Below are 26,640 nucleotides of genomic sequence, written 5' to 3' on the forward strand. Positions count from 1 at the left end.
AACGACGGGCGTCAGGAGCTGCGGACGGTGTCGCGCTTCTCCTTGATCTTGGCGGCCTTGCCGCGCAGCTCACGGAGGTAGTAGAGCTTGGCGCGACGCACGTCACCGCGGGTCGCGACCTCGATCTGGGCGATGTTCGGGGAGTGCACCGGGAAGGTGCGCTCGACGCCGACGCCGAAGGAGACCTTGCGGACCGTGAAGGTCTCGCGCAGGCCGCCGCCGTGCCGCCGGATGACCACGCCCTGGAAGACCTGGACCCGCGAGCGCGAGCCCTCGATGACGCGGACGTGGACCTTGAGGGTGTCGCCCGGGCGGAAGTCCGGAATGTCGGAGCGCAGCGACTGGGCGTCCAAGGCGTCCAGGGTGTTCATCGGGGGTCCGTCCTCACGTGTGCTTCGTGCTCTCCGCCTCGGGTCCACCCGTCAGATGACGAGGACATTCCCTGGGGCGGGAGATGGCTTGGTTGAGCGCGCCGGGTTGTTCCGCCCGGCATCGGCAACCTGTCCAGTCTGCCAGACGGGTTGCCCGGTCATGAAATCGACCCGGGTTGCTGCTGGTCACGCAACCGGTCGAGGAGTTTACGGTCCTGCTTGTCCAGCTCCGAATCCGGGAGGGCTTCCAGCAGGTCAGGCCTGCGCTCGAAGGTCCTCTCCAGCGCCCGGTCGCGCCGCCAGCGGGCGATCGCGGCGTGGTTGCCCGACCGCAGCACCTCGGGCACCTCGCGGTCCCGCCAGAGGACGGGACGGGTGTAGCTCGGCCCTTCGAGCAGGCCGTCGGAGAAGGAGTCCTGCTGGTGGGAGGCGGGGTTGCCGAGCACGCCGGGCAGCAGCCGGACCACGGCCTCCACCATGGCCAGCACCGCCACCTCGCCGCCGACCAGCACGTAGTCGCCGATGGAGAGCTCGTCCACCGGCATCCTGGTCGCGGCGTCGTCGATCACCCGCTGGTCGATGCCCTCGTACCGCCCACAGGCGAAGACCAGGTGCGACTCCGCGGCCAGCTCCTCGGCCACGGCCTGGGTGAACGGGCGACCGGCCGGGGTCGGCACGATCAGCCGCGGTGCGGCACCGGCGCAGACCTCGTCCAGGGCCTCTCCCCACACCTGGGGCTTCATCACCATGCCCGGACCGCCGCCGAACGGGCTGTCGTCGACCGCCTTGTGGACGTCGTAGGTCCACTTGCGCAGGTCGTGCACGTCCAGTTCGAGCAGGCCCTTGTCGATGGCCTTGCCCAGCAGCGCCTCGCGCAGCGGGGCGAGGTAGTCCGGGAAGATCGTGATGACGTCGACGCGCATTGGGCCGTGTTCCGTAGGTCTCGTTCGATGAGAGTCTGCCCCGGCCGCAGGCCGAAGTCGGGTTACAGCGAGGTCGTTCCTGGCAAGACGGCGGGAAGACCGCGTACCGGTGTTGTACGTGGGCTTTCCGACGACGCAGCCAGGGGCTGCCCCGGCCGTAGGCCGAAGTCTGGCCACAGCGGCCCGGCTATCGCGAACACGGACCTGCGGAACACGGCCTGCTACTCGATGGTGAGCAGGCCGTCGGGCGGGTCGATGACCACCCGGCCGCCCTCGACGTCGACGGTCGGCACGATCTGCTCCACGAACGGGATCAGCACCTCGCGCCCGTCCTCGGCCTTGACGACCAGCAGCTCCCCACCGGGACCGTGGGCGATCTCACGCACGGTGCCGACGGCGGTGCCGTCCTGGAGCTCCACCACCAGCCCTTCGAGCTGGTGGTCGTAGAACTCGTCGGGATCGTCGATCGGCGGCAACCGGTCCACCTCGACGGTGAGCAGGGTGCCGCGCAGCTCCTCGGCCGCCTCACGGGTGCCGACGCCGTCGAAGAACACCAGCAGCCGCCCGGTGTGGGGCCGGGCGGCCGCGATGGTGAGTGTTCTCGCCGAACCACGCACACCGAGCGCGATACCGGGAGCGAAGCGGTCCTCGGGCGAGTCCGTGCGGACGTCGATCACGAGTTCGCCCCGGACACCGTGCGGTTTCACCACACGTCCGACTACCAGGTCCACTTCGTCCCGATTCGCTCAGCGGTCGGTGTCGATGACGTCGACGCGCAGGCCGCGACCACCGATCCCGGACATGACGGTGCGCAGCGCGGTCGCGGTACGACCGCCCCTGCCGATCACCTTGCCCAGGTCGTCGGGGTGCACGTGCACCTCGAGGGTGCGGCCACGCCGAGTCGTGATCAACTGGACGCGCACGTCGTCCGGGTTCTCGACGATGCCGCGGACGAGGTGCTCCAGAGCGTCCGCGAGCTCGCTCACGCCTCGCCGCCCTCGGCCTTCTCGGCGTCACCCTCGGTCTTGGCCTCGGCCTTGTCCGCCTTGTCGGCCTTCTTGGCCGGCTTCTTCTTCGGCGTGGTGGCGTCGATGCTGGGCTCGGAGCCCGCGGCCTCGAGAGCGGCCTCGAACAGGGCCTTCTTGTCGGCCTTCGGCTCCTTGACCTTCAGGGTGCCCTCGGCGGGCGCGGGCAGGCCCTTGTGCTTCTGCCAGTCACCGGTCAGCTCCAGCAGGCGCTGCACGGGCTCGGTCGGCTGCGCGCCGACACCCAGCCAGTACTGCGCGCGCTCGGAGTCGACCTCGACCAGGCTCGGCTCTTCCTTGGGGTGGTACTTGCCGATCGTCTCGATCGCCTTGCCGTTGCGACGGGTGCGCGAGTCGGCGATGACGATGCGGTAGTGCGGCGAACGGATCTTGCCAAGCCGCATGAGCTTGATCTTGACGGCCACGGGTAGGAGTGCTCCTCAACTGTGTTCACGGTTGAGCGCTCGTGACCAGCGTGGGGTTGCGGGTCAGAACGTCCAGGTGTCTAGGCGCCCTGGTCCGGCGAGAGGGGCCGGACAGGGCGGACAGCCAGCCATTGTGCCAGATCGGCGGGGGCCGGCGAACACACCCTAGGCGGGCATCACGCCGAGCACCGTCAGCAGCAGGCCGAGCGCGGGCAGCAGGTTGTTCACCTGGTGCGCGACGATGCTGGCCAGCAGGCGGCCGGTGATCAGCCGGGCCAGCCCGATGGGAATGGCGATGACCAGCAGCAACGGCGTCCGGGCCGGTTCAAGGTGGGCGACCGCGAAGATCGAGGTGCTGACCGCGAACGCCGCCCAGCGGCTCCAGCCGAGGCGCTCGGCGGCACCCCAGACCAGGCCGCGGTAGAGGATTTCCTCACAGATCGGCGCGATCAGCCACAGGTGCAGGAAGACCAGCACCGCGATGGTCGGCGAGAGGTGCACGCCGTCGAGCACGTTGCCCACGGCCGAGCTGGCCTCGTCCTTGCCCATCCACTTCGTCCACAGCGAGGAGGCGATCAGCGTCGGGACCAGGCTGATCACCCCGATCGTCAGCCCGAGCACCACGTCCGACCAGCGCCACTCGATGCGCAGGTCGACCAGGGGGCCGTTGCCGCGCGTCCTGGTCGCGGCGATCCCGACCCCGGCGGCCAGCACGATCGGCACGGAGAGCGTGAGCAGCAGACCCGCGGGGGACAGCGGTTCGCCCGCGCCGGGCCGGAACATGGCCGCGAGGAACACCGAGACGAGCAGGAACACCAGCTGCGCCAACAGGAACGCGCCGAAGCCCCAGCGGTGCGCCTTGACCGGGGTGTCCGGGCCGTGGGTCGGTGCCGGGCTGCTGCCGAGCGCGCGGAGGTAGGCCGCCCAGGCGCGCACGCCACCACCGCTGGACTTGTGCGGTGCGTTCACGTGCGCCTCCGAGCGTCGGTGCTACCTGCCTGCCTGCGAACGGGATGCGGTGGAGCTCAACCGGCCGCGAAGAACAACACGATGGCGGGCAGCAGGTTGTAGACGGCGTGCGCCACGATGCTGGCGCCGATCCGTCCGGTGATCATGCGGGCCGTTCCCAGGAGCAGCCCGGCCGCGAACAGTAGCGGCATCCGGTCCGGTTCCTGGTGAATGAACGCGAACATCATGGTGGTGAGGATCAGGATGGCATACCTCGGCACCCGAAAATGCTCGAGCGCTCCCCACAGCGCGCCCCTGACCAGCAGCTCCTCGGTGATCGGCGCGCCGACCGCGATGAACAGGACGAAGATCGCCAGCCAGACCGTCTGGCCCTCGGAGAACACCGGCAGCCCGGCGACCGGCCCCTGCGGTCCCCCGTCCGGGGAATTGCGGATCAGGACGAACGCGATGATCCACGCGGGCACGAGCGCCGCGAGCCCGCACAGCACGCCCACCCGCACATCGCGCAGCGTCGGCCGGAAGCCGTAGTCCGCCACCGGCCCGCGGCCGCGCATCCACGACACCACAACGGGTCCGAGGCCGAGCAGCAGGTTGGGCACGAAGGCGAGCAGCAGCAGCGGGCCGAGCTTCGGCGGGTCGGCGGGGTCGAACCCGCGCAGCTGTCCCGCCATCAACACGCTGATCAGCAGCGACAGCAGGTAGAACCCGCCGAAGCCGATGAAGAACGCGAGGAAGCCCCACTGGAGGCTGCCCCTGGCCGAGGCGACCTGCTCCGCCTCCCAGAACCTGGTGTGCAGCTTGGTGTCCCTGCCGTCCTCGACCCCGCGCATCGGCGTGCCGTAGGCGGCCCAGGACGGCTGGGGCTGCTGCGGAACACCCATCGGCGGGGTGGCGGCCTCGACGGGGTCATCGGTACCGCCGGTGTCCTGCCGTTGGTCTTCCACACACCCTCCTTACCCCGCGACGCCTTCGCCAAGACGCTAGCCGGTTCCGGGGCGTCGTCAGGTCACCGCATTGGACGACCACGCAACACGACCAGTGACGGTGTGCGCAGCGTGGCCAGGTTCTCCCGGGGGTCCGCGTCGTACACGACCAGGTCGGCCGCGGTGCCGTGGGCGATCGAGGACATGCCGAGCCAGCGCCGCGCGGCCCAGCTCGCCGCGCCGATGGCCTGTTCGGCGGTCATCCCGACCGAGTGCAGCGCGGCGATCTCGTCGGCGATGCGGCCGTGCTTGATGCCGCCGCCCGCGTCGGTGCCCGCGTAGACCGGCACGCCCGCCTCGATCGCCTGCGCGATGGTCTCGCGCGAGTTGGCGTACAGGCTGCGCATGTGCCCCGCGTACCGCGGGTACTTGGCCGCCTTGTCGGCGATGTCGGGGAAGTTCTCGATGTTGATCAGCGTCGGGACCAGCGCGGTGCCGCGGGCGGCCATCACGTCGATCAGCTCGCGGCTGAGCCCGGTCCCGTGCTCGATGCAGTCGATCCCGGCGTTGACCAGGCCGGGAATCGCCTCCTCCGAGAACACGTGCGCGGTCACCCTGGCGCCCGCCTCGTGCGCGACCTTGATCGCCTCGGTCAGCGCGTCCTCCGGCCAGAGCGGGGCCAGGTCGCCCGCGCCGCGGTCGATCCAGTCGCCGACGAGCTTGACCCAGCCGTCGCCGTACGCGGCCTGTTCGGCGACGGCGGCGGGCAGGTCGGCCGGGTCCTCGACGTCCACGCCGAGGTAGGGGATGTAGCGCTTCGGGCGGGCGATGTGCCGTCCCGCCCTGATCAGCCTCGGCAGGTCCTCGCGCTCCTGGAGCGGCCGGGTGTCGATCGGCGAGCCGCAGTCCCGGATCAGCAGGGTGCCCGCGTCGCGGTCGACCTCCGCCTGCGCCGCCGCCTCCGGCAGGTCCACCGGGCCACCTGGGCCGATGCCGACGTGGCAGTGCGCGTCGACCAGCCCCGGCACGATCCAGCAGCCGTCCGCGACCGTCACCGCGTCGCGGACCGGCTCGAAGGACACCAGTCCGTCCGCGATCCACAGGTCGCGGACCTCGTCACCGTGCTCCTCGCGGGGCAGCACCACCCCGCGCAGGTGCAGATTCGGCACCGCTAGTCCTTTTTCTTCTTCTTGCCGAAGTTCAGCTTCGACGGGTCGAAACCGGCGGGCAGCTGGTCGAGACCGGCCAGCCCCGGCGGCAGCTGGTTGAGGCCGGGGGGCATCCGCGAGAGGTCGGGCATGCCCGCGGGCAGACCGGTGCCCGCGTTGTTCTTCGGGCCGAACTTCTTGCCCTTCTTCCCCTTCTTGCCCTTGAGCTTCTTGGAGCCGCCGCCACCGGTGCCCGGCAGGCCGAACCGGCCCGCCATCTGCTTCATCATCTTGCGCGCGTCGAAGAAGCGGTTGACCAGGTCGTTGATCTCGCTGACCGCGACGCCGGAGCCGTTGGCGATGCGCAGCCGCCGGGAGGCGTTGATGATCTTCGGGTCGGCGCGCTCGGCCGGGGTCATGCCGCGGATGATCGCCTGCAGCCGGTCCAGGTGCCTCTCGTCGACCTGGGCCATCGCGTCCTTCATCTGGCCCGCGCCCGGCAGCATGCCCAGCAGGTTGGCGATCGGGCCCATCTTGCGGATGGCCAGCATCTGCTCGAGGAAGTCCTCCAGCGTCAGCTCACCGGAGCCGATCTTGGCGGCGGTCTGCTCCGCCTGCTGCGCGTCGAAGACCTGTTCGGCCTGCTCGATCAGCGAGAGGACATCGCCCATGCCCAGGATGCGGCTGGCCATCCGGTCCGGGTGGAAGACGTCGAAGTCCTCCAGCTTCTCGCCGCTGGAGGCGAACAGGATCGGCTGCCCGGTGACGTGCCGGACCGACAGCGCGGCACCACCGCGGGCGTCGCCGTCGAGCTTGGTCAGCACCACGCCGGTGAAGCCGACGCCGTCGCGGAAGGCCTCCGCGGTGGTGACGGCGTCCTGACCGATCATCGCGTCGACGACGAAGAGGGTCTCGTCGGGCTGGACCGCGTCCCGGATGTCGGCGGCCTGCCGCATCAGTTCCTCGTCGACGCCGAGGCGGCCCGCGGTGTCGACCAGCACCATGTCGTGCTGGGCCCGGCGGGCCTCCTCGATGGCGCGGCGGGCCACGTCGACCGGGTCGCCGACGCCGTTGCCGGGCTCGGGCGCGAACACCGGCACCCCGGCGCGCTCGCCGACGACCTGGAGCTGGGTGACCGCGTTGGGCCGCTGGAGGTCGCAGGCGACCAGCAGCGGGGTGTGCCCCTGCCCGGAGAGGAACTTGGCCAGCTTGCCAGCGAGGGTGGTCTTACCGGCACCCTGCAGACCGGCGAGCATGATCACCGTCGGCGCGGTCTTGGCCAGGTTCAGCCGCCGGGTCTCGCCGCCGAGGATGGTGACGAGCTCCTCGTTGACGATCTTGACGACCTGCTGGGCCGGGTTCAGGGCCTCGGAGACCTCCGCGCCCTTGGCCCGCTCCTTGACCTGCGCGATGAACTGCCGCACCACGGGAAGCGCGACGTCGGCCTCCAGCAGCGCGATGCGGATCTCGCGGCAGGTGGCGTCGATGTCGGCGTCGGAGAGGCGCCCCTTGCCGCGCAGGTTCTTCAGTACCGTTGTGAGACGGTCGGAAAGGGTGTCGAACACGGGTTTCGGGCTCCAGCCAGGTGTCGTCTGCTCAGGCTCAGTCGGGTCTCAGGGTAGCCGGAAGCCGGAACTCGACCCGGACCCGCTCGCCGATGTCGTGCCGCCGCAGCACGCACACCTTCCGCCAGCCGGGGAAGGTGTGGCCCGCGCGCAGCCGCCTGCGGATGCCCGAGGCCCTGCGCACGTGCTTGGCGAAGGACTCGGCGGGCAGCACGCGTCCCCTGCTGTGCTGTCCCGCCAATGCCTCGACGGCGCTGACGTCCAGCCAGACGAAGGTCCCGGGCCGACGGGTCAGGATGCGCAGCACGGCGATCCACATGCGCGTGCTCTTGCGCGTGGCGGGCTCGTGCACGACGACAGCGCCCGGCGCGGTTATCGCGTGCCAGACGAGCCGCGCGTGGTGGGTGACGTGCACGAGCGGTCGGTAGAACCGGTAGGGCACCGGCCCGAGCGCGTCACGTAGTGGTTGGCGGACCTGGTCGGAGTCGAGCACGGTCACGTAGGCGGGCACGGCTGCTCTCCGCAGGAGTTCGGATTTCCCTGCCCCGGGCAGTCCCGCGAGCAGCACCAGGTCTCGACCGCCGACAGTGAAGACGGCGGGCGCTCTGCGGGTTCTGGGGGCGTCCACTACCCGAAAACGAGTGACGGCCACGGCGGCGTTCCATGCGCGTGCGGATTGTGATTGATGACCGTTTTCTAACAGCTTCACGCAACCTTCGCAGGTTCGGGTGGCACAAAAGAACGCCCGTGGCGGGAAGCGACCCGGACCCCTCGATCCGAACCGCACCCGCCACGGGCGCCGCGACGCACGCTGATCCCCACCTCCGCGCCGGATCCGCCACACCCCCGTGTCAGCGGTTCCGCGCGGCCCCCACCCGCGTCACAAGGAAGATCCTGCCGCTGGGCCCCGATGCGCCAGAAGCGTGAAGGTCCTTGCTGTTGTTTGCGTAGAGCTACGCAAACAACCCAGGTGAGGTTGGTGCCTCACCATCCACGACGGGGCACGCGCGGAGCCATGACGCGGTCGCCGGAAGAAAGCTCAGCGGGCAGCTGCGAGGACCGCGCGCTCGATCGACCGCCGCGCTGAGATGTCACCGTCGAGGCAGAACGCGTCGACCACTGTTCCGCCCAATGTGGACACACGCGCCCAACGCACGTTCACCGAGCAGGACTCCAGGGCGGCGGCTATGCGGTGCAGCAGGCCGATGCGGTCAGTAGCACGGAGTTCGAGCACTACGGCTCCGGATGCCTCGTCGTCGAACCACAACACCCTGGGCGGAGCGACCTCCTCCGGCGGCCCGCCGTAGTCGCGTTCCTTCGCCGCCAACCGATCCTTCAGCAGCAGCGAACCGTCGAGGGCTCGGCGCAGTTGCTCCTGCAGCAACGACGCGTCGGGAAGCGTGCCGAAGCGCGGCGAGACGGTGAAGGTCTCCACCGCTGCCTTCTCGTGTCCGTGCAGCACCGCGGCGTGCACTTCGAGCGAGTTGAGCGCCAGCACTCCGGCAACCCTCGACAGCAACCCGGGACGGTCGGGCGCGAACACCGTGACGGTCGCGGTCGATCCGTCTTCGGCCACAAGCACTTTGGGACGGCCGGACTCCAATGCGGCGACAGCGAGTTCGCGCTGGTCTTCAGGGAGCGGTTCGGGCTCCGGCAGCGGATCACCGGCCATCGCCGCACGGCAACGGCCTACGAGATCCGCGATGAGCGCTGCCTTCCAGTCAGTCCAGACACCGTGTCCCGTAGCCAAGGAGTCGGCTTCAGCCAACGCGTGCAACAGCTCCAACAGGACGGCGTTGCCTTCGAGCGTCTCCACGACGCGGTGCACAGTCGCCGGGTCTTCGACATCGCGACGCGTCGCGGTGTGTGGAAGCAACAAGTGGTGTCGCACAGCGTCGGAGACGAGCTTGACGTCGTTGGGCCACAGACCGACGCGTTCGGCGACCTGTGTCGCCAGTGCAGCACCGACGATGGAGTGGTCGGAGTGCTCGGGATCGCGACGGCCGATCGTGATGCCCTTGCCGAGGTCGTGCACCAAAGCTATGAGCAGCAAGAGGTCTGGCCGAGACACACGCGTGGCCAGGCGCGCCGCGTGCACCACGGTCTGCACAAGGTGGCGGTCCACGGTCCACATGTGCGCGGCGTCGCGCGGCGGGAGATCTCGGACCGAGCCCCACTCCGGGATGAGCCGGCCCCACAGGCCCGTGCGGTCGAGCGCTTCGACAACGTCTACAAGGCCGCGGCCGCAGTTCAGCAACGACAGCAGCTCTTCACGCGCTTCGCGGGGCCACGGCTTGCGTAGTTCTGGCGCGGAGTCCGCGAGCTTGGCGAGGGTGCCCGCGGAGATCGGACTGTTGGTACGCGCCGCCGCTGCGGCTACTCGCAGCAGCAGCGCGGGATCGCGGTGGGGTGTCGCGTCTCTTGCAAGCGCGACTTCTCCTCCGTGCAGCACCACGCCCTCGTCCAGCGGCCTACGCGCGGGGCGACGCTGCCACGACGTAAGGACGCCGAGGGTGCGCTTCGGCGCCGCTGCACGCGCGGTACGCAGCGCGACTTCAAGCGCGAAGCTCACCGTGCGCCCTGCACTCGAAATCGCGCGCGCGAGCTCGAAGCGGTCTGCCATGCCCAACGCGGACGCGACGTCGTCGCCGTCCTGTGCGCGTAGGACGTCCTGCGGGCGCGCGCTGATGCGGTGCAGCTCTGTGCGCGCGTCGAGCAACAGCGCGCGGGCGCCGGACACATCGGCGGCGGGACGGTCGACGACCTGGGCCGCAGCGAGCGCGTCGAGCAGGTGGAGGTCGCGCAGGCCGCCCTTGCCGTGCTTGAGGTCAGGCTCGACGCGGTGGGAGATCTCGCCGCTGCGGTACCACCGCTCCGCCGCGGACTCGACGAGCTCGTCGAGCCTGCCGCGGATGCCCGAGCGCCACGCCTGCCGGGCAGTGCTGAACAGTCGCTGCGTGACCTCCTGGTCCCCGGCGATGTGCCGGATTTCCAGCAGCCCCAACGCCACCCGGAGGTCGGTCCCGGCGGTGCGCTTGGCCTCGGCGATCGTGCGCACGGAGTGGTCGAGGCCGATTCCGGAGTCCCACAGCGGGTACCAGACGCGGTCGGCCAGCTCGCCGATGTCCGACCGTCCACTGTGGATGATGATCAGGTCGAGGTCGGAGCGCGGGGTCAGCTCCCGCCTGCCCAGCGCGCCGACCGCGACCAGCGCCGTACCGCCGCCGGGCCCACCGAGCCCGGCCGAGCCCGCGTGCGCCGTCAGCCAGAAGTCGTGCAGGTCGACCAGGGCGGTGCGCAGCTCATCAGGCGCCAGCCTGCGTTGCCCGGGTGCCGGGGTGAACAGCAGTCCCCTCGCGCGAACCAGGTCCTCAGCGGCTCCACCGCTCACGGTCGTCATCTCCCCCGCCACCCCTCAACAGAGCAGCGGGTGCGCCCCGGTGTTCGGAGCGCACCCGCGCGGCTTGCTTAAAGCGCGTCGTTGCCGCGTTCGCCGGTGCGGACGCGAACCAGGGTTTCGACGGGGGTCACCCAGACCTTGCCGTCGCCGATCTTCCCGGTGCGCGCCGCCTCCACGACCGCGTCCACGACCTTGCCCGCGACCTCGTCGTCGACCAGCACCTCGACGCGGACCTTGGGCACGAAGTCGACGGCGTACTCCGCGCCGCGGTAGACCTCGGTGTGGCCCTTCTGCCTGCCGTAGCCCTGCACCTCGCTGACGGTCATACCGAGCACGCCGAGCTGTTCCAGCGCGTTCTTGACGTCGTCGAGGGTGAACGGCTTGACGATGGCGGTCACCAGCTTCATGGCTTGCTCTCCTCAAGGGCCGGGGAGGACTTGGTGGTCACGCTGGCGGCCCGGCCGGAACCACGGCCGCCGAAGGAGACCAGCTCGTAGGCGCTCTCCGCGTGCTCGGACTCGTCGATCCCGGTGACCTCGGCCTCGGCGTTGACGCGGAAGCCGACGGTGTACTTGATCGCCAGGCCGATCAGCAGGCTGAGCACGAAGGAGTAGGCCAGCACCGCGCCCGCGCCGATCGCCTGCTTGCCGAGCTGGTCGAAGCCGCCACCGTAGAACAGCCCGTCGATCCCGGCCGGGGCGGACTTGGAGGCGAACAGGCCGATCAGCAGGGTGCCCGCGAGGCCGCCGACCAGGTGCACGCCGACCACGTCGAGCGAGTCGTCGTAGCCCAGCTTGTACTTCAGCGGGACGGCGAGGGCGCACAGCACGGCGGCGATGAAGCCCACCGCGATGGAGCCGAGCGGCGTCACGGAGTTGGCGGCCGGGGTGATCGCGACCAGGCCCGCGACGATGCCGGAGGCGGCACCGAGCGTGGTGGCGTGGCCGTCCCGGATGCGCTCCACGACCAACCAGCCCAGTGTCGCGGCGGCGGTGGCGACCAGGGTGTTGATGAAGGCGACCCCGGCGGTGCCGTTGGCGGCGACGGCCGAACCGGCGTTGAAGCCGAACCAGCCGAACCACAGCAGACCGGCGCCGAGCACCACCAGCGGCAGGTTGTGCGGCTTCATCGGCTCCTTCGGCCAGCCCTTGCGCTTGCCGAGCACCAGTGCGAGGGCGAGTGCGGCGGCCCCGGCGTTGACGTGCACCGCCGTGCCGCCCGCGAAGTCAAGCGCGCCAAGGGTGTTGGCGATCCAGCCGCCCGGGTCCACGACGTTGCCCGCCGCGTCCTTGCCGTCGAAGTCGAACACCCAGTGCGCCACCGGGAAGTACACGACGATCGACCACACGGCGGCGAACAGCAGCCACGGGCCGAAGCGGGCGCGGTCGGCGATGGCTCCGGAGATCAGCGCGACGGTGATGATGGCGAACATCGCCTGGAAGGCCACGAACGCGGTGGTGGGGATCGTGCCGAACAACGAGTCGGCGCCGAGCAGTCCCTCCAACCCGAAGAACTCGAACGGCTTGCCGAGAAGGCCGCCGCCGACATCGGTGCCGAAGACCGTGGAGTAACCGATGAGCACCCACAGCACGCCGACGACGGCAATGCTGCCGAGGCTCATCATGAGCATGTTCAGTACGCTCTTCGCGCGCACCATGCCGCCGTAGAAGAACGCGAGCCCTGGTGTCATGAGCAGCACCAACGCGGCGCTGATCAACACCCAGGCGGTGTCGCCGGAGTTCATAGGTAGTCCTTCCGATGCCTGCCCCATTCGCATGAGCAGCATCGGAAGGCGGTGTTTCACGCGGCGACGCGCAACGTTTCCCCAGAGTGAACTGTCAGCCCTCTTCTGTTACGTCCACGTTGCGCGCCGCGCCGTGTTCTTCCCTTCCCCGCGCAATCCCACCGCAACCTCACCGCTCGCCCCCGCCTGATGTGAACGGCGCCGAGCCGCATCGGCCCACGGTAAAGTCGTGCCATGCACGTCACGCGCCCCGCCGCCCCCATCCCGGGCCGACGTAGCTAGAGATCTCCCGTTTCGTACTCATAGCGGGATTTGGGAGCGCTCTCTTTCCGGCTAAGAGTACGAAACGGGAGAAAAGGCGGGTGCGTGGTCGCGGGCCCACTGGGCGAACGTGCGGCCGGGCCTGCCGATGATCGCTTCGAGAGAGACCGGGGGCGGCGGAGTGTCCACCCATTCGACGAAGTAGTCGAGGATGTGGTCGGCGACCTCCTCCGGGAACCCGTTGGTGATCATGTCCGCCCGCGCCTCGTCGTGGCCGACCTCCTCGATCTTGACCTCGCGACCCACGGCCTCGCCGATCAGCCGGATCTGCTCGCGATGGGTCAGCGCCTCGGGTCCCCGGATCACGTGCGTGCGGCCGTGGTGCCCGTCGCCGGTCAGGGCCGCCACCGCGACGTCGGCGATGTCCTCCTCGTGCACCGGAACACCGGCGATGTCCGGGTACGCCTCGCGCACCGGCTCGCCCGCGCGGATGGCCGGACCCCAGATGTCGATCTTGTTCACCGCGAACTCGCCGGGCCGCATGATCGTCCACTCCAGCCCGGACTCGCGGATCTTCCCCTCCAGCAGCTCGTCCGGGGTGCCATCAGAGGAGAGGAGCACGATCCGCCGCACCCCGGCGCGGACCGCGAGTTCCACCACCTCGCTCTGGTCCCCCCAGTTGATGAACAGCTGGACGGCGGAGACCCCGTCGAAGGCCGCCGCCAGGGTCCTCGCGTCGGACAGGTCACCGACCGCCTTCTCCACCCCGGCCGGGAGGACCGCGTCGGGGTTGCGGGTCAGGCCACGAACCGGCACGCCCGCCGAAGCGAGCCGCCGCACCACGATGCCGCCGACGTTGCCGGTCGCCCCGGCCACCAGAACGGTCACGTTCTCTCCTTCTCTCGGTTGCTCAAACTTGAGGCTACTCAAACTTGAGCACCGCATACAAGGCAGATGGCACGGATTCGTTCTCGTCAAGGTCACGCCGGGGTCGGGTTGTCCCAGACCTTCGCGCCGCCGAACACGTGGCCCGGCTCCCCGGCCATCACGTACGCGCCCGCCCGCAATCGCTCCACCAGGTCACGGGTCCACTCCACGCCTCGGTCGGCCGCGTGCACCCAGAGCCCGCACAGCTCGCGGAAGTGCTCGGGAGACTCCCCGCCACCCGCCCGCGCGGTGAACCGGGCCTTCTCCTCGCGCTCCTGCTCCAGCGCCTCGATCCGCAGCAGCAGCAACGAGATCGCCTCTTCGCGGGTCAGCGCGGGCAACAGCGCCACCCCGGCGACGAGCAGGTCGGGACGGTGTTCCGGCGTCCGCAGCGCCTCGCGCAGCATCTCCAGGAACTCCTCCTCGCCCTTGTCGGTGAGGAAGTAGTCGACCCGCCCCGGCCACTCGGCGACGTCCACGTGGTCGAGCAGTCCGTCTTTGTCGAGCTGGCGCAGCGCGTGGTAGAGCGAGCCCCACTTGACGTTGGCCCACTCCTCGGCACCCCACGAGACCAGCTCGTTGCGCACCAGGTACCCGTGCGCCCGCCCGTAGGCCCGGACGACACCCAGGACAAGCAGTCGCGTCGCGGACATGTCAGCGCAGCAGTGCGTCGACGAACGCCCCCGGCTCGAACGGCGCGAGGTCGTCAGCGCCCTCGCCGAGGCCGACCAGCTTCACCGGCACGCCCAGCTCGCGCTGCACCTGGAAGACGATGCCGCCCTTCGCGGTGCCGTCGAGCTTGGTCAGCACCACCCCGGTGACGTCGACGACCTCGGAGAACACCCGCGCCTGGGTCAGGCCGTTCTGGCCGGTCGTGGCGTCGAGCACGAGCAGCACCTCGTCCACCTCGGCCTGCTTGGACACCACGCGCTTGACCTTGCCCAGCTCGTCCATCAGGCCGGTCTTGGTGTGCAGGCGCCCGGCGGTGTCGACGAGGACCGCGTCGACCTTGGCCTCGATGCCGCGCTTCACCGCGTCGAAGGCGACGGCGGCCGGATCCGCGCCTTCGGCTCCGCGCACCACCTCGGCGCCCGCGCGCTCACCCCAGGTCGCCAGCTGCTCCGCCGCCGCGGCGCGGAAGGTGTCCGCCGCGCCGAGCAGGACCGTGCGGCCGTCCGCGACGAGAACCCGGCTGAGCTTGCCCGTCGTGGTGGTCTTGCCGGTGCCGTTCACGCCGACGACGAGCACCACTGCGGGGCGGCCGTCGTGCGGCAGCGCGCGCACCGCGCGGTCCATCTCCGGGTGCAGCGCGTCGACCAGTACCTCGCGCAGCAGGCCGCGGACCTCGTCGGAGGTGCGCACGCCCTGCGCGGTGATCTCCTTGCGCAGCCGCTCGATGATCTCGTTCGCGGTGGTCGAGCCGAGGTCGGCCAGCAGGAGCGTGTCCTCGATGTCGGTCCACGAGTCCTCGTCGAGATCGCCCGCGCCGAGCAGGCCGAGCAGGCTCTGCCCCAGGGTCGAACGGGACCTGGACAGCCGCCCGCGCAGCCGCTCCATCCGCCCAGCGGTCGGCTCGATCTCGTCGACGACCGGCTCGGGCGCCGTCTCCTGCTCGGGCAGCTGAACGTCGACGATGCCGCGACGCGGCGTGTCCCTCGGAACGGACGCGTCGTCGCCGACGCCAGGCTGCCCGTCGGTCTCCGTGCGGTCGGCGACCGGGTGCTTCTCCACGGTGCCCGAGGAGAAGCCGATGCCGCCCGCCGTCTTGTACGTGTCCTTGCCGGTGACCGGCGGCGCGCCCCCGGGGCGGTCCTCGGTCAGGCTCACCCGCCGTCGCCTGGCCAGCACGAGTCCGGTGACCAGCGCGATGACGAGCACCGCGAGGACGACGAGGGAAATCCAGATCAACGGCCCGGTCCAGAACGACGGCTCGACGGGCACGGGCTCAGTGGGCGCGGACTCAACAGGCACGTCGCTATCCTCGCACTCCCGCGTGGACAGCTTCACAACCTGGCCTCAAAGCTGGCCAGGTGCTTGCGAAAAGATTCACCATGGTTTAGACCTTTTTCCGTGAAATCTTGGCGGGTGCTCGGGCTGATCTCCGGCACGTCGATGGACGGCATCGACGTGGCGGTGGCCGAGTTCTGCCTGCGCGAGGACGCGCCGGGCGGCCCGGTGGTCGAGCTGCTCCCCCTGGGCAGCCGCGAGATCGCCTACCCCGAGCAGCTGCGCCGCGACCTGGTCGCCGCACTGCCGCCCGCGGAGTGCTCGGCCGAGCGGCTCTGCGTGCTGGACACGCTCGTCGGGCAGGCCTTCGCCGACGCCGCGCGCAAGGGCATCGCGGAGGTGGGCTGCGGTGAGGTCGACCTGATCGCCTCGCTCGGCCAGACCATCTACCACTGGGTGGACGGTCGCACCTGCAAGGGAACGCTCCAGCTCGGGCAGCCCGCGTGGATCGCGGAGGCGACCGGCGCCCCGGTGGTCGCCGACCTCCGCGTGCGCGACGTCGCCGCGGGCGGGCACGGCGCGCCGCTGGCGAGCCTGCTCGACGCGCTCTGGCTCGCACCGACGTCCGACGACGTGGCGGTCGCGCTGAACATCGGCGGGATCGCCAACATCACCGTGGTCGGCGGGACACATGCCCCGCTGGCTTACGACACAGGTCCGGGTAACGCTCTGCTGGACGCCGCCTGCCGCCTCGCCGCGGACAGCCGGATCCAGTACGACGAGGGGGGTCGGCTCGCCGCCAACGGCTCCCCTCACCCGGACCTGCTGTCCCGCCTGCTGGCCGACCCGTACTACGCGGCGGCGCCGCCGAAGTCGACCGGCAAGGAGCACTTCCACGCCGACTACCTGCGCACCGCGCTGGACGGCCTGCCGGACATCGCGCTGCCGGACCTGCTGGCCACGCTCGTCGAGCTGACCGCGATCACGGTCGCCGACGCGTGCCGGGGGCACGGCGCCGACCGCGTGGTGGCCTCCGGCGGCGGCGTGCGCAACGCGACGCTGATGGCCGCGCTCGACCGCCACCTCGGCGCCACCGAGCTGGCCACCAGCGAGTCGTTCGGCCTCGCCGCGGACGCCAAGGAGGCGTACCTGACCGCGCTGCTGGGCTTCCTCACCTGGCACGGTCTGCCCGCGAACCTGCCGACCGCGACCGGGGCGAGCGGGCCCCGCGTGCTCGGCTCGATCACCCCGGGCAGGCAGGCGCTCCAGCTACCGGAGCCCGCGACGACACCGCCGAGGCGGCTGCGAGTGCTCCAACTCGCCGACCAGACGCCGATGCCGCGCCTCGGCTGAGCAGTCCCCCGCACGTGTCACGTCCCCGGAGTCCGCAGGAGAGGCCATGCACGCTCTCGATCTGATCATCGTCGCGGCGTTCCTGATCGGTATGCCGCTGCTCGGAGTGCTCTTCGGAGGGCGGCAACGCTCCTCGAAGGACTACTTCGTCAGCGACAAACCCATGTCCTGGTGGGTGGTCTGCCTCTCGGTGGTCTCCGCCGAGACCAGCGCGCTCACCGTGATCAGCGTGCCAACGGTCGCGTACCTGGGCACGTTCACCTTCCTCCAGCTGGCCATCGGCTACCTGCTCGGGCGCATCGTGGTCGCGTTCGTGCTGCTGCCGAAGTACATGAGCGGCAACCTCGTCACCGCATACGCCTACCTTGGCAAGCGGTTCGGCTCGAAGCTGCAGAGCACGGCATCGGTGACGTTCCTGTTCACCCGCCTGCTCGCCGACGGCCTGCGGCTGTTCGCCACCGCGATCCCGATCAAGGTGCTGCTCGCCGCCTACGACATCCACGCCCCGTACTGGGCGATCTGCCTGGTCACCGGCATCGGCATGCTGGTGTTCAGCTACATCGGCGGCGTGCGCGCGGTGGTCTGGGTGGACGCGGTGCAGCTCGGCGTCTACATCATCGGCGGCCTCGCGGTGATCGCCGTGCTCGCGGGCAAGCTCCCCGAGGGCTGGCTCGGCCAGGCGTTCGAGGCGGGCAAGTTCCAGATCTTCGACACCGGCGCGGACATCCTCACCAGCCCGTACGCGATCGTCACCGCGGTGCTCGGCGGCGCCGTGCTGTCCATGGCCTCGCACGGTTCCGACCAGCTGATCGTGCAGCGGCTGATGTCCTGCAAGAACCTCAAGGACAGCCGCAGGGCGCTGATCGGCTCCGGCGTGATCGTGTTCTTCCAGTTCGGCCTGTTCCTGTTCATCGGCGTGATGATCTGGGCGCTGTTCAAGGGCGCCACCCCGGCGTCGATGGGCATGGCCGCCAGCGACGAGCTGTTCCCGCACGTGATCATCAACGTGCTGCCGCCGGGCGTCTCCGGCTTCATGCTGGCCAGCATCCTGGCCGCGGCGATGAGCTCCTCGCTCAACGCGCTGGCCTCCTCCACCGTCACCGACGTGATCCAGAAGGTCTCCAAGCGCACCTTCACCGACGCGGAGATCCTGCGCCAGGGCAAGATCTGGACCGTGGTCTGGGCGGGCCTGCTGATCGGCTTCGCCTCGATGTTCACCAGCAAGAACAACCCGATCGTCGAACAGGGCCTGTCGATCACCGGCTACACCTACGGCGCGCTGCTCGGCGCGTTCCTGCTCGGCCTGATCTTCAAGAAGGCCCGGCAGACCGACGCCCTGGTGGCGTTCGTGGTGACCGTGCTCGGCATGGCCACGATCATCCTCACGGTGAAGTTCCCGGTCGGCGCCAAGGAACTCGCGCTGGCCTACCCGTGGTACCCGCCGCTCGGCGTGCTGATCACCCTCGTCGTCGGTGGGTTGTTGTCCCTGCGGCACAGCACGAACGCGCCGGAGGCGGTGGAGGCCGAACTCCCGGTCAAGTAGCCCGTACGGCCGATGCCGGGCACGCGCTGGAATGGCGAGCGCGTGCCCGGCATTGCATGCTCCACTCGCAGCGGTTCGCGGCGAGAGGAGCACCCATGGATGTCGTGGTCACCGAGGTGGCAACCCGCACCCGGTTCGAAGCCCGCGTCGGCGATGCGCTCGCCGGACACCTGGAGTACGCCCGGCTCGGCGGCAAGATCCTGTTGACGCACACCGAGGTCGAGTCCGCGTTCGAAGGTCAGGGCGTCGGCGGCGAGCTGGCGAAGGCGGCGCTGGAGTCCGCACGCGTCAACGGGCTGATCGTCCGTCCACTGTGTCCGTTCGTGGCGGGATGGGTCCGCCGCCACGCGGACTACGTCGCCCTGGTCGACCCGATCGACCGCATGCGCGTCATGGCCGCGGCCAAGGTCGACTAGCCGGTTCTCCGGTCTTCAAGTACCCCCTACCCCCGCTCCAGCGATCGCCAACCACCACGAACCCCATCGAGGCGCGGGGTGCGTCGCGGTTGAAGACGCTCGGGGCGGGGGTTCGGGGGTCTTGAAGACGCCCCAACCACGCGGGGTCGCGGACCTCGCGCTAGAGCAGGAGCGCGGCGAAGACCGCCAAGGTGATCGCGATGATGGCCACGATCACCAGTGGCGCGGCGAAGACCGGCCAGAGCGCTCGCAGGCCACCCGTGCGGGGGCGGGTGGTGGCCAGCGCCCCCGGTCCGGAGGAGGTCCACGGCGGCGCGTAGAACAGCTCCGCGCTACCACCGGCGGGCACCAGCACGATGGTGCGGGCCTCCCCGTAGACCGTCTCCTCGTGCTCGCCCTCTCCCAGGAAGTCCGCCTCGGCCTGGCTGACCGCCGCCGAGACCTCGTAGGAGCCCTCCGGCAGCTCGAACGTGGCGGTCCCGCCCCATTCGGCCAGCTGTCCGCGGTCGGCGACGAGCACCTTGGCACCAGACGTGTCGTTCGGCAGCTCGCGCTGAAGGCGGCGGTGGTAGGTGGCGTGCACGATCAGCATCCCGCTCTCCGCGCTCACGCCGCCAAGCCTACGGCGTGGTGATCTTGGCTTGTTGTCTAGCCTCCAGGACGGCGTTGGACGCGTGCCAGCCGCCCAGGCCGCTCACCCCGCCGCCGCGCCTCGTGCCCGCTCCGGCCAGCATGATCCGGCTCGTCCCGGAAACCTCTACGCCCCAACGCTGCGCGGGGGTGTCGGCGGGCTCGTCGTCGTCGAGCCACGGCCAGTCCAGGTCGCCGTGGAAGATGTGCCCGCCCGGCATGCCGAGGTCGCGCTCCAGGTCCAGCGGCGACTCCGCGGCCAGGCACGGCTTCCCGTCCGCGTCCAGGGCGAGGCAGTCCGCCAGCGGCTCGGCCAGGTGGCCTTGCAGGGCCGCGACGGCCGCTTCGGTCGCCCGCTCCCGCGCACCGTCCACTGTGAACAGACGAGCGGGCGCGTGCAGCCCGAACAGCGTGAGCGTGTGGTACCCGCGCTCGGCCAACCCGCCCAGGATGCTCGAATCGGTCAGCGAGTGGCAGTACACCTCGCACGGCAGCGGGTCGGACAACGCGCCCTCCTGCGCGAGGCGATAGGCCCGCTCCAGGTCCGCGTACCCCTCTTCCAGGTGCAGCGTGCCCGCGAAGGCCACCCGGGGATCGACACCGCTGCGCAGCCGGGGCAGCCGCTTGAGGAGCATGTTCACCTTGAGCTGGCTGCCTTCCGGCTTCTCCGCGTCCCTGCCGAGCAACTGGTCCACAGTGGACGGAGCGACCGCGCACAGCACCCACCGCGCCGAGGTGGACCCGGCCTCGGTCACCACCTCGACGTGGTCCCCGTGCTCGTGCAGGGCCAGCACCGGCGTCGACGTCGACACCTTGACGCCGGCCTCGGCCGCCGCGAGTTCGAGCGCGTCGGCCAGCGCCCCCATCCCGCCGACCGGCACCCGCCACTCACCGGTGCCGTTGCCGATCACGTGGTAGGCGAAGCAGCGGTTGGCCGCGGAGTCGTGCAGCGACGCGTTGGTCCCGATCAGCCCGTCCGTGGCCACCACACCGCGCACCAGGTCGTCGGCGAACTCGCGCTCCAGGACCTCGCCGAGCGGCCGCTCGACCAGATCGTCCCAAGTGGACGGATCGACCTCGGCGCGCAGTTCGGAGCGCCTCCGCAGCGGGCCGAGCAGCGACGGCCCGAGAGCTCCACCGAACGCGGAAACCCGGTCGTAGAAGGAGGTCCACGCGCGCCACGCCTCGCCCGAACCGGTCAACTCCGCGAAGGACGCCTCCGTCGCCGCGCCCGGCTCGCGCTCGACGAGCAACCCCGTCGCCCGGCCGTCGCGAACGGTCGGCGTGTAGGAGGACACCGCGCGCGACCGCAACGCCAGCGGCAGGCCCAGCTCCGCGGCGAGCGCGTCCGGGAACAGGCTCACCAGGTACGAGTACTTGGACAGCCGCGCGGGCAGGCCCGGGAACACCCGCTTGCCGACCGAGGCGCCGCCCAGGTGCTCCGCGCGCTCCAGCAGCCGCACCGACAACCCGGCCCTGGCCAGCAGGATCGAGGCGATCAGGCCGTTGTGCCCACCACCGACAACCACGACGTCATCGTCACAGCGCATCCGCCGATCCTCACCGACGCGGGCGGAGTCGGGCCAGGACCAGTCGGGGCACACTTACATCAGAACATTGAGCAGGATCACCAGGATCGGCTTCGGAAGAACAGGAACCGGTTCATCGGGTTGAACGAGGTCTCCACGCGCAGGCACCCGAATCCCGGCTGCTGGTACGTGCGCCACAAAGCAATGGGCCCGGCGCGCAGAAGTCGCACCGGGCCCACTCGTGAATCGCGTTACGCCTTGAACGGCTCCAGGCAGAGGAAGTTGCCCTTGCCGTCCTTGGGGCCTTCCCAGTACAGCGCCTCCGCGGTCGGGAACGGCTCGCAGATCGCGCCGCCCTCTCCGCCCTCGGTCTGGAGCTTGTCCTCGATCCGGCCGACGATCTTGTAGCTCGCGCCCGACCCGCACTCGGCCTTCTTGATGCTGTCGGCGTCGTTGATGTTGCCGGAGAGGCAGTCGCCGACCTTCGAGGTGCTTCCCACCGAAGTGAAGTAGCTGTAGGCGCCGAAACCGATCACGGCGACCGGGATCAGAATCGCGATGATCAGCTTCGCCGGCGACCGCTTCTTCTTCGCGGGCTGCTCGGTCTGCTGCTCGGTGGGTTCCGGCATGTTCTCAGGAGTGCTCACTGGGCTTCTTTCCAAGAGATGTGAGATCCGCGTCAAGCGGGCGCTCATCATGCACGGAAAAGGACACGAACGGAACTGCTTTCAAAGGTGTGTTACGAACTCGGTGTCACGGGTGGTACGGCTCCAGGCAGAGCAGGTTCCCCGAGGACTCGTCGCCCTCCCAGTACGTGACCGCGGTCGTGGGGAACCGCTCGCACGGCCGGGTCTCGCCGATCTCGTCCTTCTTCTTGCCCTCCAGCCGCCCGACCACGCGGTAGTCGGCCGTCTCGCCGCACGCCACCTTGGCCATCGGCGCGTCGGCGGTCGCGCCGTCGCGCAGGCAGTCACCGACCTTCGCGGTGCTCGCCGAGCTGGCGTAGAGGTACACGCCGACGCCGATCACCAGCAACGGCACGACGATCGCGACGATCAGCTTCAGCGGCGAACGCCGAGGCGCGTCCTGCGGAGTGTCCACTCCGGTCTCTCCCTGGGGTGCGGTGGGGCGTCAGTCGGCGGCGGGCGCGGCGGCGGGCCGCTGCAACCGCTGCGAGATCACCTGGGTGATGCCGTCGCCGCGCATGGTCACGCCGTAGAGCGCGTCGGCGATCTCCATCGTCGGCTTCTGGTGGGTGATCACGATCAGCTGCGACTTCTCCCGCAGCTGCTCGAACAGGCCGATCAGCCTGCGCAGGTTGGTGTCGTCCAGCGCGGCCTCGACCTCGTCCATCACGTAGAACGGCGAGGGGCGGGCGCGGAAGATCGCCACCAGCATGGCGACCGCGGTCAGCGACTTCTCGCCGCCGGAGAGCAGCGACAGCCGCTTGACCTTCTTACCGGGCGGGCGCGCCTCCACCTCGACGCCCGTGGTGAGCAGGTCGTCCGGATCGGTGAGCAGCAGCCTGCCCTCGCCGCCGGGGAACACGGTCTTGAAGACCGTCTCGAACTCGCGCGCCACGTCCTCGTAGGCCGAGGTGAAGACCTCCAGGATCTTGTCGTCGACCTCCTTGACCACGGTCAGCAGGTCGCGGCGGGTGTCCTTGATGTCCTCCAGCTGCGTGGAGAGGAACTTGTAGCGCTCCTCCAGCGCGGCGAACTCCTCCAGCGCCAGCGGGTTGACCTTGCCCAGCAGCGCCAGGTCCTTCTCCGCGCGCTTGGCCCTGCGCTCCTGGGTGGAGCGGTCGAAGGGCAGCGGCGGGGGCGGGCTGACGTCCTCGCCGCGCTCCTTGGCCGCCTCGTACTCGGCCACCTCGGGCGCGCTCGGCGGGACCGGCACCATCGGCCCGTACTCCTCGACCAGGTCGTCGAGGCCGATGCCGAAGTCCTCGGTGATCTTGGATTCCAGCTGCTCGATGCGCAGCCGCTGCTCGGCCCGCAGCACCTCGTCCCGGTGCACGGCGTCGACCAGCTTCTCCAGCTCGCCGGCGAGCTCGCGGACCCGGCTGCGCACCTTGTTCAGCGCGGACTCGCGCTCGGTGCGCCGCGACTGCGCCTCGTCCCGCTCGGTCGCGGCCCGCGTCAACGACAGCGCGATCCGCTCCAGCGCCGTCTCACCGCCGCGCACCACGGCTTCGGCGACCGTGGCGCTGCGCACCCGCGCCGCCCGCGCTCGCTCGGCCCGCTCGCGCGCCTCGCGCTCGTTGCGCGCGGCCCGTCGCAGCTGGTCGGCCTTGCCCAGCAGCGCGCGGGCCCGCTCCTCGGAGGTCCGCAGCACCAGCCGCGCCTCGACCTCCTCCTGCCGCGAGGCGGCCAGCTGCGTGGCGATCTCGTCCCGGCGCTGGGTGTCCGGCTCCTCGTCGTAGACCTGCTCGGACTCGGCGGCGAGCAACCGCTCCTCCAGCTCGGAGAGCTTGGTCAGCGCCTCCTCGCGGGCGAGCTCGACCTTCTGCCGCTGCGCGGCGAGGCGCTCCGCCTCCGCCTGCGCGGCGCTCGCGGCCTTCGCCATCCGGGACAGCCGCTCGGAGCTGCGCGCCCGCTGCACCCGGGAGTCGTTGACCTGTTCCTGGACCTCGGCGACCGCCGCGCGACGCACCTTCTCGTCCTCGCGGGCGCCCTGCAACGCGGCGCCGTAGTGCTCCAGCGCGCGCTCGGCCTCGGTGAGCTTGTCCCGCGCCTCGTCGACCGCGGCCTGCACCTCGATGACGCTCTGGCTGCGCCCGGATCCGCCGACTGCCCAGTCCGCGCCGAGCACGTCGCCCTCGACGGTGGCCGCGCGCACCCCGGGGAAGCGCTCCACCAGCGCCCGCGCGGCGGGAAGGTCGTCGACGACGGCAAGGCGGTCCAGTGCGCGGGTCAGCGCGGGGCGCAACGCCTGCGGGGCCTGCACCAGGTCCACCGCCCAGCGCGCGCCCATCGGCAGCACCGGCCAGCCGGAGCGCTCCGGCTGGGCCCCGCCACCGATCAGCATCCCGGCGCGCCCGGCATCGGATGTGCGCAGAAGGTCAAGCGCCGCAACGGCATCCGAGGGCGCGGCGACCGCGACCGCGTCGGCGATGGCGCCCAAGGCTGCGGCCAGCGCGACCTCGGCGCCCGGCTCCACGGTCATCAGCGCGGCGACCGAGCCGAGCAGGCCGGGCAGCTTCCCCGCCGAGGCCAGCAGCGCGCCCGCGCCGTCCTTGCGGTTCAGGCCAAGGGAGAGCGCGTCGACGCGGGCCTTCCAGGAGGCGATCTCCCGCTCGGCCTTGCGCTCGGCGGCGACCAGCTCCTCCACCCGCGCCCGCGCCTGGCGGTGCTCCTCGACCGCGGCGTCCTTGCGCCCGGCGAGCCCGGTGTCGGCGTCCTCCTCGACCCCGGTCTCCGCCCGCGTCTCCTCGAACTCCAGCTGGGCGTGCTCGGCGCGATCCCTGGCCTCGGCGAGCGCCACGGACATGCGCTCGATCTCCTCGGCGGTCGCGCCGGTCTTGCTGCGCAGCGCCTCCACCTGGCCGCCCAGCCGGGCGAGGCCCTCGCGGCGGTCGGCGACGGCGCGCACGGCGGCCATGTGCTCACGCTCGGCCGCCTTGAGCTCCTGCTCCAGCTCCGAACGCGTCTCCAGCGCCGTGGACAGCAGCATCCTGGCCTGTTCGACGCCTTCCTGGAGCTCCAGCTCCTGCTCGGCGACCTCTTCGGCCTCGCGCTCCATCTCCTCCGGGTCCCGCCCGCCGCGGTGCTGCTCCAGCGGGGCGGTCAGGTGGCGGGCGCGCTCCTGGGCCAGCCGCACGGTGCCGCGCAGCCGCTCCTCCAGCGCGGAGAGCCGGTACCAGGTCTCCTGCGCGGCGGCCAGCAGCGGCGCGTCCTGGGCGAGGTTCTCCTCCAGCTCCGACTGCTCGTTCTGGGCGAACTGGAGCGCCCGCTCCACCTCGGTGCGCCGTGCCCGCGCCTGGGCCTCGTCGGCCTGGTCCTTCGCCAGCTCCGAACGCGCGTTGACCAGGTCGTCGGCGTAGATCCGCAGGCGGGCGTCGCGCAGGTCGGCCTGCACGGTCTGGGCCTTGCGGGCGATCTCGGCCTGCTTGCCGAGCGGCTTGAGCTGGCGGCGCAGTTCGGCGGTGAGGTCGGTGAGCCGGGTCAGGTTGGCCTGCATCGCGTCGAGCTTGCGCAGCGCCTTTTCCTTGCGCTTGCGGTGCTTGAGCACACCGGCGGCCTCCTCGATGAAGGCGCGCCGCTCCTCCGGCTTGGACTGCAGGATCTCGGCGAGGCGGCCCTGACCGACGATCACGTGCATCTCGCGGCCGATACCGGAGTCCGACAGCAGTTCCTGCACGTCGAGCAGGCGGCAGCTGTTGCCGTTGATCTCGTACTCGCTGGCGCCGTCGCGGAAGATCCGCCGGGTGATCGAGACCTCGGTGTAGTCGATCGGCAGCGCGCCGTCGGAGTTGTCGATGGTCAGCGTCACCTCGGCCCGGCCGAGCGGGGCCTTGCCGGTGGTGCCGGCGAAGATGACGTCCTCCATCTTGCCGCCGCGCAGCGCCTTGGCCGCCTGCTGGCCCATCACCCAGGCCAGGGCGTCGAGCACGTTGGACTTGCCGGAGCCGTTGGGGCCGACGACGCAGGTGATACCCGGTTCGAAGCGCAGGGTCGTCGCCGAGGCGAAGGACTTGAAGCCCTTCAGCGTCAGGCTCTTCAGGTGCACGTGCGCCCGCTTCCGTGTCTCGGCCCCGTCCGTGGCTTCCGCAGGAGGATAGCCGGAGGGCGTTCAAGATCCGGGCAGGCGCACGCGGTCAGCGCGCTACTCGCACCCTCGGGTAGGGCAGAAGCTCCGCGTCAGGGGCCGACCACCGCTCTCCGAAACGCTCCAGCAAGGTCACCACTTCGCGGAGTTCTTCACCCTTGCGAGTGACCTCGTAGGCCCAGGCCATGGTGGAGCGGTGCATCCGGGGGCGGCGCTCCAGGAAGCCGTACTCGATCATCCGCTGGAGCAGCTCCTTGGCCTCCTCCCGTCGCGGCCCCGCCGTGGCCAGCAGCTCCTGCTCGGTCTCGACCCCGCAGAAGACGTGCGCGAGGACGAGCAGGACCTCGAAGTCCCCGATCTCCTCCAGCGCGCGGGTGAGGGAGGCGGCAGCACCTGGCGGGTGCGACGTCGACATGCCTCAACTTTACTTGATCTTGCGGGGTGGTCCGGTCAGCGCTCGACGAAGGTGGTGAGGCCACCGCGCGCCGCCGACCAGCGCTCCACCACCGCCGTGACGGCTCCGGGGGCGTCCCCGGAGCGCAGCAGGCCGAGCAGCCGTTCGCAGTCGGCCCGCGCACCCTCCGCGGTGACCTCGACGCGGCCGTCCCGCAGGTTCGTCGCCGCCCCCACCAGCCCGGACTCCAGCGCGCGGGCCCGGGTCCACCAGCGGAAGCCGACACCCTGGACGCGGCCGTGCACCCACGCGGTCAGCCGCACGAAATCCCCTTCGCTGTCTCCCTCGCTCACCCGACCCATCCTGCCGAACGCGAA

The 26,640-nt window shown here is 70.6% G+C and carries 26 protein-coding genes; 3 read left to right on the forward strand and 23 right to left on the reverse strand.

From position 1 onward, the window contains the following. Nucleotides 1-11: 11 nt before the first annotated feature. The 16 genes from rplS to ftsY all read right to left on the reverse strand — a co-directional run bounded on the left by rplS (nt 12) and on the right by ftsY (nt 15,622). Nucleotides 12-371, reverse strand: coding sequence for a 50S ribosomal protein L19 (gene rplS / locus NLX83_RS01865; RefSeq protein WP_030430523.1), 360 nt, complete (start codon nt 369-371; stop codon nt 12-14). A gap of 158 nt (nt 372-529) precedes the next feature. Further along, on the reverse strand, nt 530-1,294 hold the full coding sequence (trmD, locus tag NLX83_RS01870; protein WP_254233121.1) for a tRNA (guanosine(37)-N1)-methyltransferase TrmD: 765 nt from the start codon (nt 1,292-1,294) through the stop codon (nt 530-532). Nucleotides 1,295-1,515: 221 nt separating this feature from the next. Next, the gene (gene rimM / locus NLX83_RS01875) at nt 1,516-2,025 is read right to left on the reverse strand and encodes a ribosome maturation factor RimM (RefSeq protein WP_254233122.1); all 510 of its coding nucleotides are present in this window, start codon (nt 2,023-2,025) and stop codon (nt 1,516-1,518) included. Between the two features lie 15 nt (nt 2,026-2,040). Further along, entirely contained in the window at nt 2,041-2,280 is a 240-nt protein-coding gene (locus NLX83_RS01880; protein ID WP_030430526.1) for an RNA-binding protein, read from the reverse strand. After that, nucleotides 2,277-2,744 carry a 30S ribosomal protein S16 gene (gene rpsP / locus NLX83_RS01885; RefSeq protein ID WP_254233123.1) on the reverse strand — a complete coding sequence of 156 codons (468 nt, stop codon included), beginning with the start codon at nt 2,742-2,744 and terminating at the stop codon, nt 2,277-2,279. Before rpsP ends, NLX83_RS01880 begins: the two co-directional genes overlap by 4 nt. A 165-nt stretch (nt 2,745-2,909) precedes the next feature. Next, the gene (locus NLX83_RS41710) at nt 2,910-3,713 is read right to left on the reverse strand and encodes a CPBP family intramembrane glutamic endopeptidase (RefSeq protein WP_254233124.1); all 804 of its coding nucleotides are present in this window, start codon (nt 3,711-3,713) and stop codon (nt 2,910-2,912) included. A gap of 56 nt (nt 3,714-3,769) precedes the next feature. After that, on the reverse strand, nt 3,770-4,657 hold the full coding sequence (locus NLX83_RS01895; RefSeq protein ID WP_254233125.1) for a CPBP family intramembrane glutamic endopeptidase: 888 nt from the start codon (nt 4,655-4,657) through the stop codon (nt 3,770-3,772). 62 nt (nt 4,658-4,719) lie between these two features. After that, nucleotides 4,720-5,805, reverse strand: a complete 1,086-nt coding sequence (locus NLX83_RS01900) for an amidohydrolase family protein (RefSeq protein ID WP_254233126.1) — start codon at nt 5,803-5,805, stop codon at nt 4,720-4,722. A gap of 2 nt (nt 5,806-5,807) precedes the next feature. Continuing rightward, nucleotides 5,808-7,349: a signal recognition particle protein gene (gene ffh, locus NLX83_RS01905; protein WP_254233127.1), complete on the reverse strand. Its 1,542-nt coding sequence runs from the start codon at nt 7,347-7,349 to the stop codon at nt 5,808-5,810. A gap of 37 nt (nt 7,350-7,386) precedes the next feature. Further along, nucleotides 7,387-7,977 carry an AAA family ATPase gene (locus NLX83_RS01910; protein WP_254233128.1) on the reverse strand — a complete coding sequence of 197 codons (591 nt, stop codon included), beginning with the start codon at nt 7,975-7,977 and terminating at the stop codon, nt 7,387-7,389. Between the two features lie 411 nt (nt 7,978-8,388). Beyond that, complete coding sequence (locus NLX83_RS01915; RefSeq protein WP_254233129.1) at nt 8,389-10,749, reverse strand: [protein-PII] uridylyltransferase; 2,361 nt, start codon at nt 10,747-10,749, stop codon at nt 8,389-8,391. 68 nt (nt 10,750-10,817) lie between these two features. Then, a complete protein-coding gene (locus NLX83_RS01920) occupies nt 10,818-11,156 on the reverse strand; it encodes a P-II family nitrogen regulator (protein WP_254233130.1) in 339 nt (112 codons plus the stop codon). Further along, nucleotides 11,153-12,493, reverse strand: a complete 1,341-nt coding sequence (locus NLX83_RS01925; RefSeq protein ID WP_254233131.1) for an ammonium transporter — start codon at nt 12,491-12,493, stop codon at nt 11,153-11,155. Before NLX83_RS01925 ends, NLX83_RS01920 begins: the two co-directional genes overlap by 4 nt. A 333-nt stretch (nt 12,494-12,826) precedes the next feature. Then, nucleotides 12,827-13,642, reverse strand: a complete 816-nt coding sequence (locus NLX83_RS01930; RefSeq protein ID WP_254233132.1) for an SDR family oxidoreductase — start codon at nt 13,640-13,642, stop codon at nt 12,827-12,829. A gap of 92 nt (nt 13,643-13,734) precedes the next feature. Then, nucleotides 13,735-14,334: a PadR family transcriptional regulator gene (locus NLX83_RS01935; RefSeq protein ID WP_254233133.1), complete on the reverse strand. Its 600-nt coding sequence runs from the start codon at nt 14,332-14,334 to the stop codon at nt 13,735-13,737. Nucleotide 14,335: 1 nt separating this feature from the next. Next, nucleotides 14,336-15,622 carry a signal recognition particle-docking protein FtsY gene (gene ftsY, locus NLX83_RS01940; protein WP_374118755.1) on the reverse strand — a complete coding sequence of 429 codons (1,287 nt, stop codon included), beginning with the start codon at nt 15,620-15,622 and terminating at the stop codon, nt 14,336-14,338. A 171-nt stretch (nt 15,623-15,793) separates the two neighbouring features. Here ftsY and NLX83_RS01945 point away from each other — a divergent pair, with 171 nt between their 5' ends. The 3 genes from NLX83_RS01945 to NLX83_RS01955 all read left to right on the forward strand — a co-directional run bounded on the left by NLX83_RS01945 (nt 15,794) and on the right by NLX83_RS01955 (nt 18,940). After that, nucleotides 15,794-16,981: an anhydro-N-acetylmuramic acid kinase gene (locus tag NLX83_RS01945; RefSeq protein ID WP_254236045.1), complete on the forward strand. Its 1,188-nt coding sequence runs from the start codon at nt 15,794-15,796 to the stop codon at nt 16,979-16,981. A 46-nt stretch (nt 16,982-17,027) separates the two neighbouring features. Next, nucleotides 17,028-18,524 carry a sodium:solute symporter gene (locus NLX83_RS01950; protein WP_254233134.1) on the forward strand — a complete coding sequence of 499 codons (1,497 nt, stop codon included), beginning with the start codon at nt 17,028-17,030 and terminating at the stop codon, nt 18,522-18,524. Nucleotides 18,525-18,619: 95 nt separating this feature from the next. Beyond that, the gene (locus NLX83_RS01955) at nt 18,620-18,940 is read left to right on the forward strand and encodes a GNAT family N-acetyltransferase (RefSeq protein ID WP_254233135.1); all 321 of its coding nucleotides are present in this window, start codon (nt 18,620-18,622) and stop codon (nt 18,938-18,940) included. 160 nt (nt 18,941-19,100) lie between these two features. Here NLX83_RS01955 and NLX83_RS01960 read toward each other — a convergent pair whose 3' ends face one another. The 7 genes from NLX83_RS01960 to NLX83_RS01990 form a co-directional block, all read right to left on the reverse strand. After that, on the reverse strand, nt 19,101-19,550 hold the full coding sequence (locus tag NLX83_RS01960) for a hypothetical protein (RefSeq protein ID WP_254233136.1): 450 nt from the start codon (nt 19,548-19,550) through the stop codon (nt 19,101-19,103). A gap of 10 nt (nt 19,551-19,560) precedes the next feature. Then, the gene (locus tag NLX83_RS01965; protein WP_254233137.1) at nt 19,561-21,120 is read right to left on the reverse strand and encodes a phytoene desaturase family protein; all 1,560 of its coding nucleotides are present in this window, start codon (nt 21,118-21,120) and stop codon (nt 19,561-19,563) included. 230 nt (nt 21,121-21,350) lie between these two features. Beyond that, nucleotides 21,351-21,746, reverse strand: coding sequence for a SurA N-terminal domain-containing protein (locus tag NLX83_RS01970; RefSeq protein ID WP_254233138.1), 396 nt, complete (start codon nt 21,744-21,746; stop codon nt 21,351-21,353). 106 nt (nt 21,747-21,852) lie between these two features. Next, a complete protein-coding gene (locus NLX83_RS01975; protein WP_254233139.1) occupies nt 21,853-22,200 on the reverse strand; it encodes an LppU/SCO3897 family protein in 348 nt (115 codons plus the stop codon). A gap of 30 nt (nt 22,201-22,230) precedes the next feature. After that, nucleotides 22,231-25,830 carry a chromosome segregation protein SMC gene (gene smc / locus NLX83_RS01980; RefSeq protein ID WP_254233140.1) on the reverse strand — a complete coding sequence of 1,200 codons (3,600 nt, stop codon included), beginning with the start codon at nt 25,828-25,830 and terminating at the stop codon, nt 22,231-22,233. A gap of 88 nt (nt 25,831-25,918) precedes the next feature. Beyond that, nucleotides 25,919-26,284 (reverse strand): winged helix-turn-helix transcriptional regulator, encoded by a 366-nt coding sequence (locus NLX83_RS01985; protein ID WP_254233141.1) that lies wholly within the window; start codon nt 26,282-26,284, stop codon nt 25,919-25,921. A 35-nt stretch (nt 26,285-26,319) separates the two neighbouring features. After that, the gene (locus NLX83_RS01990; RefSeq protein ID WP_254233142.1) at nt 26,320-26,625 is read right to left on the reverse strand and encodes an acylphosphatase; all 306 of its coding nucleotides are present in this window, start codon (nt 26,623-26,625) and stop codon (nt 26,320-26,322) included. Nucleotides 26,626-26,640: the final 15 nt, after the last annotated feature.

It is taken from the genome of Allokutzneria sp. A3M-2-11 16, assembly GCF_024213555.1.
Classification (GTDB): Bacteria; Actinomycetota; Actinomycetes; order Mycobacteriales; family Pseudonocardiaceae; genus Allokutzneria.

Bases quoted from the DNA above. Each gene is read 5' to 3' on its own strand.
- rplS (WP_030430523.1), bottom strand. From the start codon at position 371: ATGAACACCCTGGACGCCTTGGACGCCCAGTCGCTGCGCTCCGACATT.
- trmD (WP_254233121.1), bottom strand. From the start codon at position 1,294: ATGCGCGTCGACGTCATCACGATCTTCCCGGACTACCTCGCCCCGCTG.
- NLX83_RS01915 (WP_254233129.1), bottom strand. From the start codon at position 10,749: ATGACGACCGTGAGCGGTGGAGCCGCTGAGGACCTGGTTCGCGCGAGG.
- NLX83_RS01920 (WP_254233130.1), bottom strand. From the start codon at position 11,156: ATGAAGCTGGTGACCGCCATCGTCAAGCCGTTCACCCTCGACGACGTC.
- NLX83_RS01925 (WP_254233131.1), bottom strand. From the start codon at position 12,493: ATGAACTCCGGCGACACCGCCTGGGTGTTGATCAGCGCCGCGTTGGTG.
- NLX83_RS01935 (WP_254233133.1), bottom strand. From the start codon at position 14,334: ATGTCCGCGACGCGACTGCTTGTCCTGGGTGTCGTCCGGGCCTACGGG.
- NLX83_RS01945 (WP_254236045.1), top strand. From the start codon at position 15,794: ATGGACGGCATCGACGTGGCGGTGGCCGAGTTCTGCCTGCGCGAGGAC.
- NLX83_RS01950 (WP_254233134.1), top strand. From the start codon at position 17,028: ATGCACGCTCTCGATCTGATCATCGTCGCGGCGTTCCTGATCGGTATG.
- NLX83_RS01955 (WP_254233135.1), top strand. From the start codon at position 18,620: ATGGATGTCGTGGTCACCGAGGTGGCAACCCGCACCCGGTTCGAAGCC.
- NLX83_RS01965 (WP_254233137.1), bottom strand. From the start codon at position 21,120: ATGCGCTGTGACGATGACGTCGTGGTTGTCGGTGGTGGGCACAACGGC.
- NLX83_RS01985 (WP_254233141.1), bottom strand. From the start codon at position 26,284: ATGTCGACGTCGCACCCGCCAGGTGCTGCCGCCTCCCTCACCCGCGCG.
- NLX83_RS01990 (WP_254233142.1), bottom strand. From the start codon at position 26,625: ATGGGTCGGGTGAGCGAGGGAGACAGCGAAGGGGATTTCGTGCGGCTG.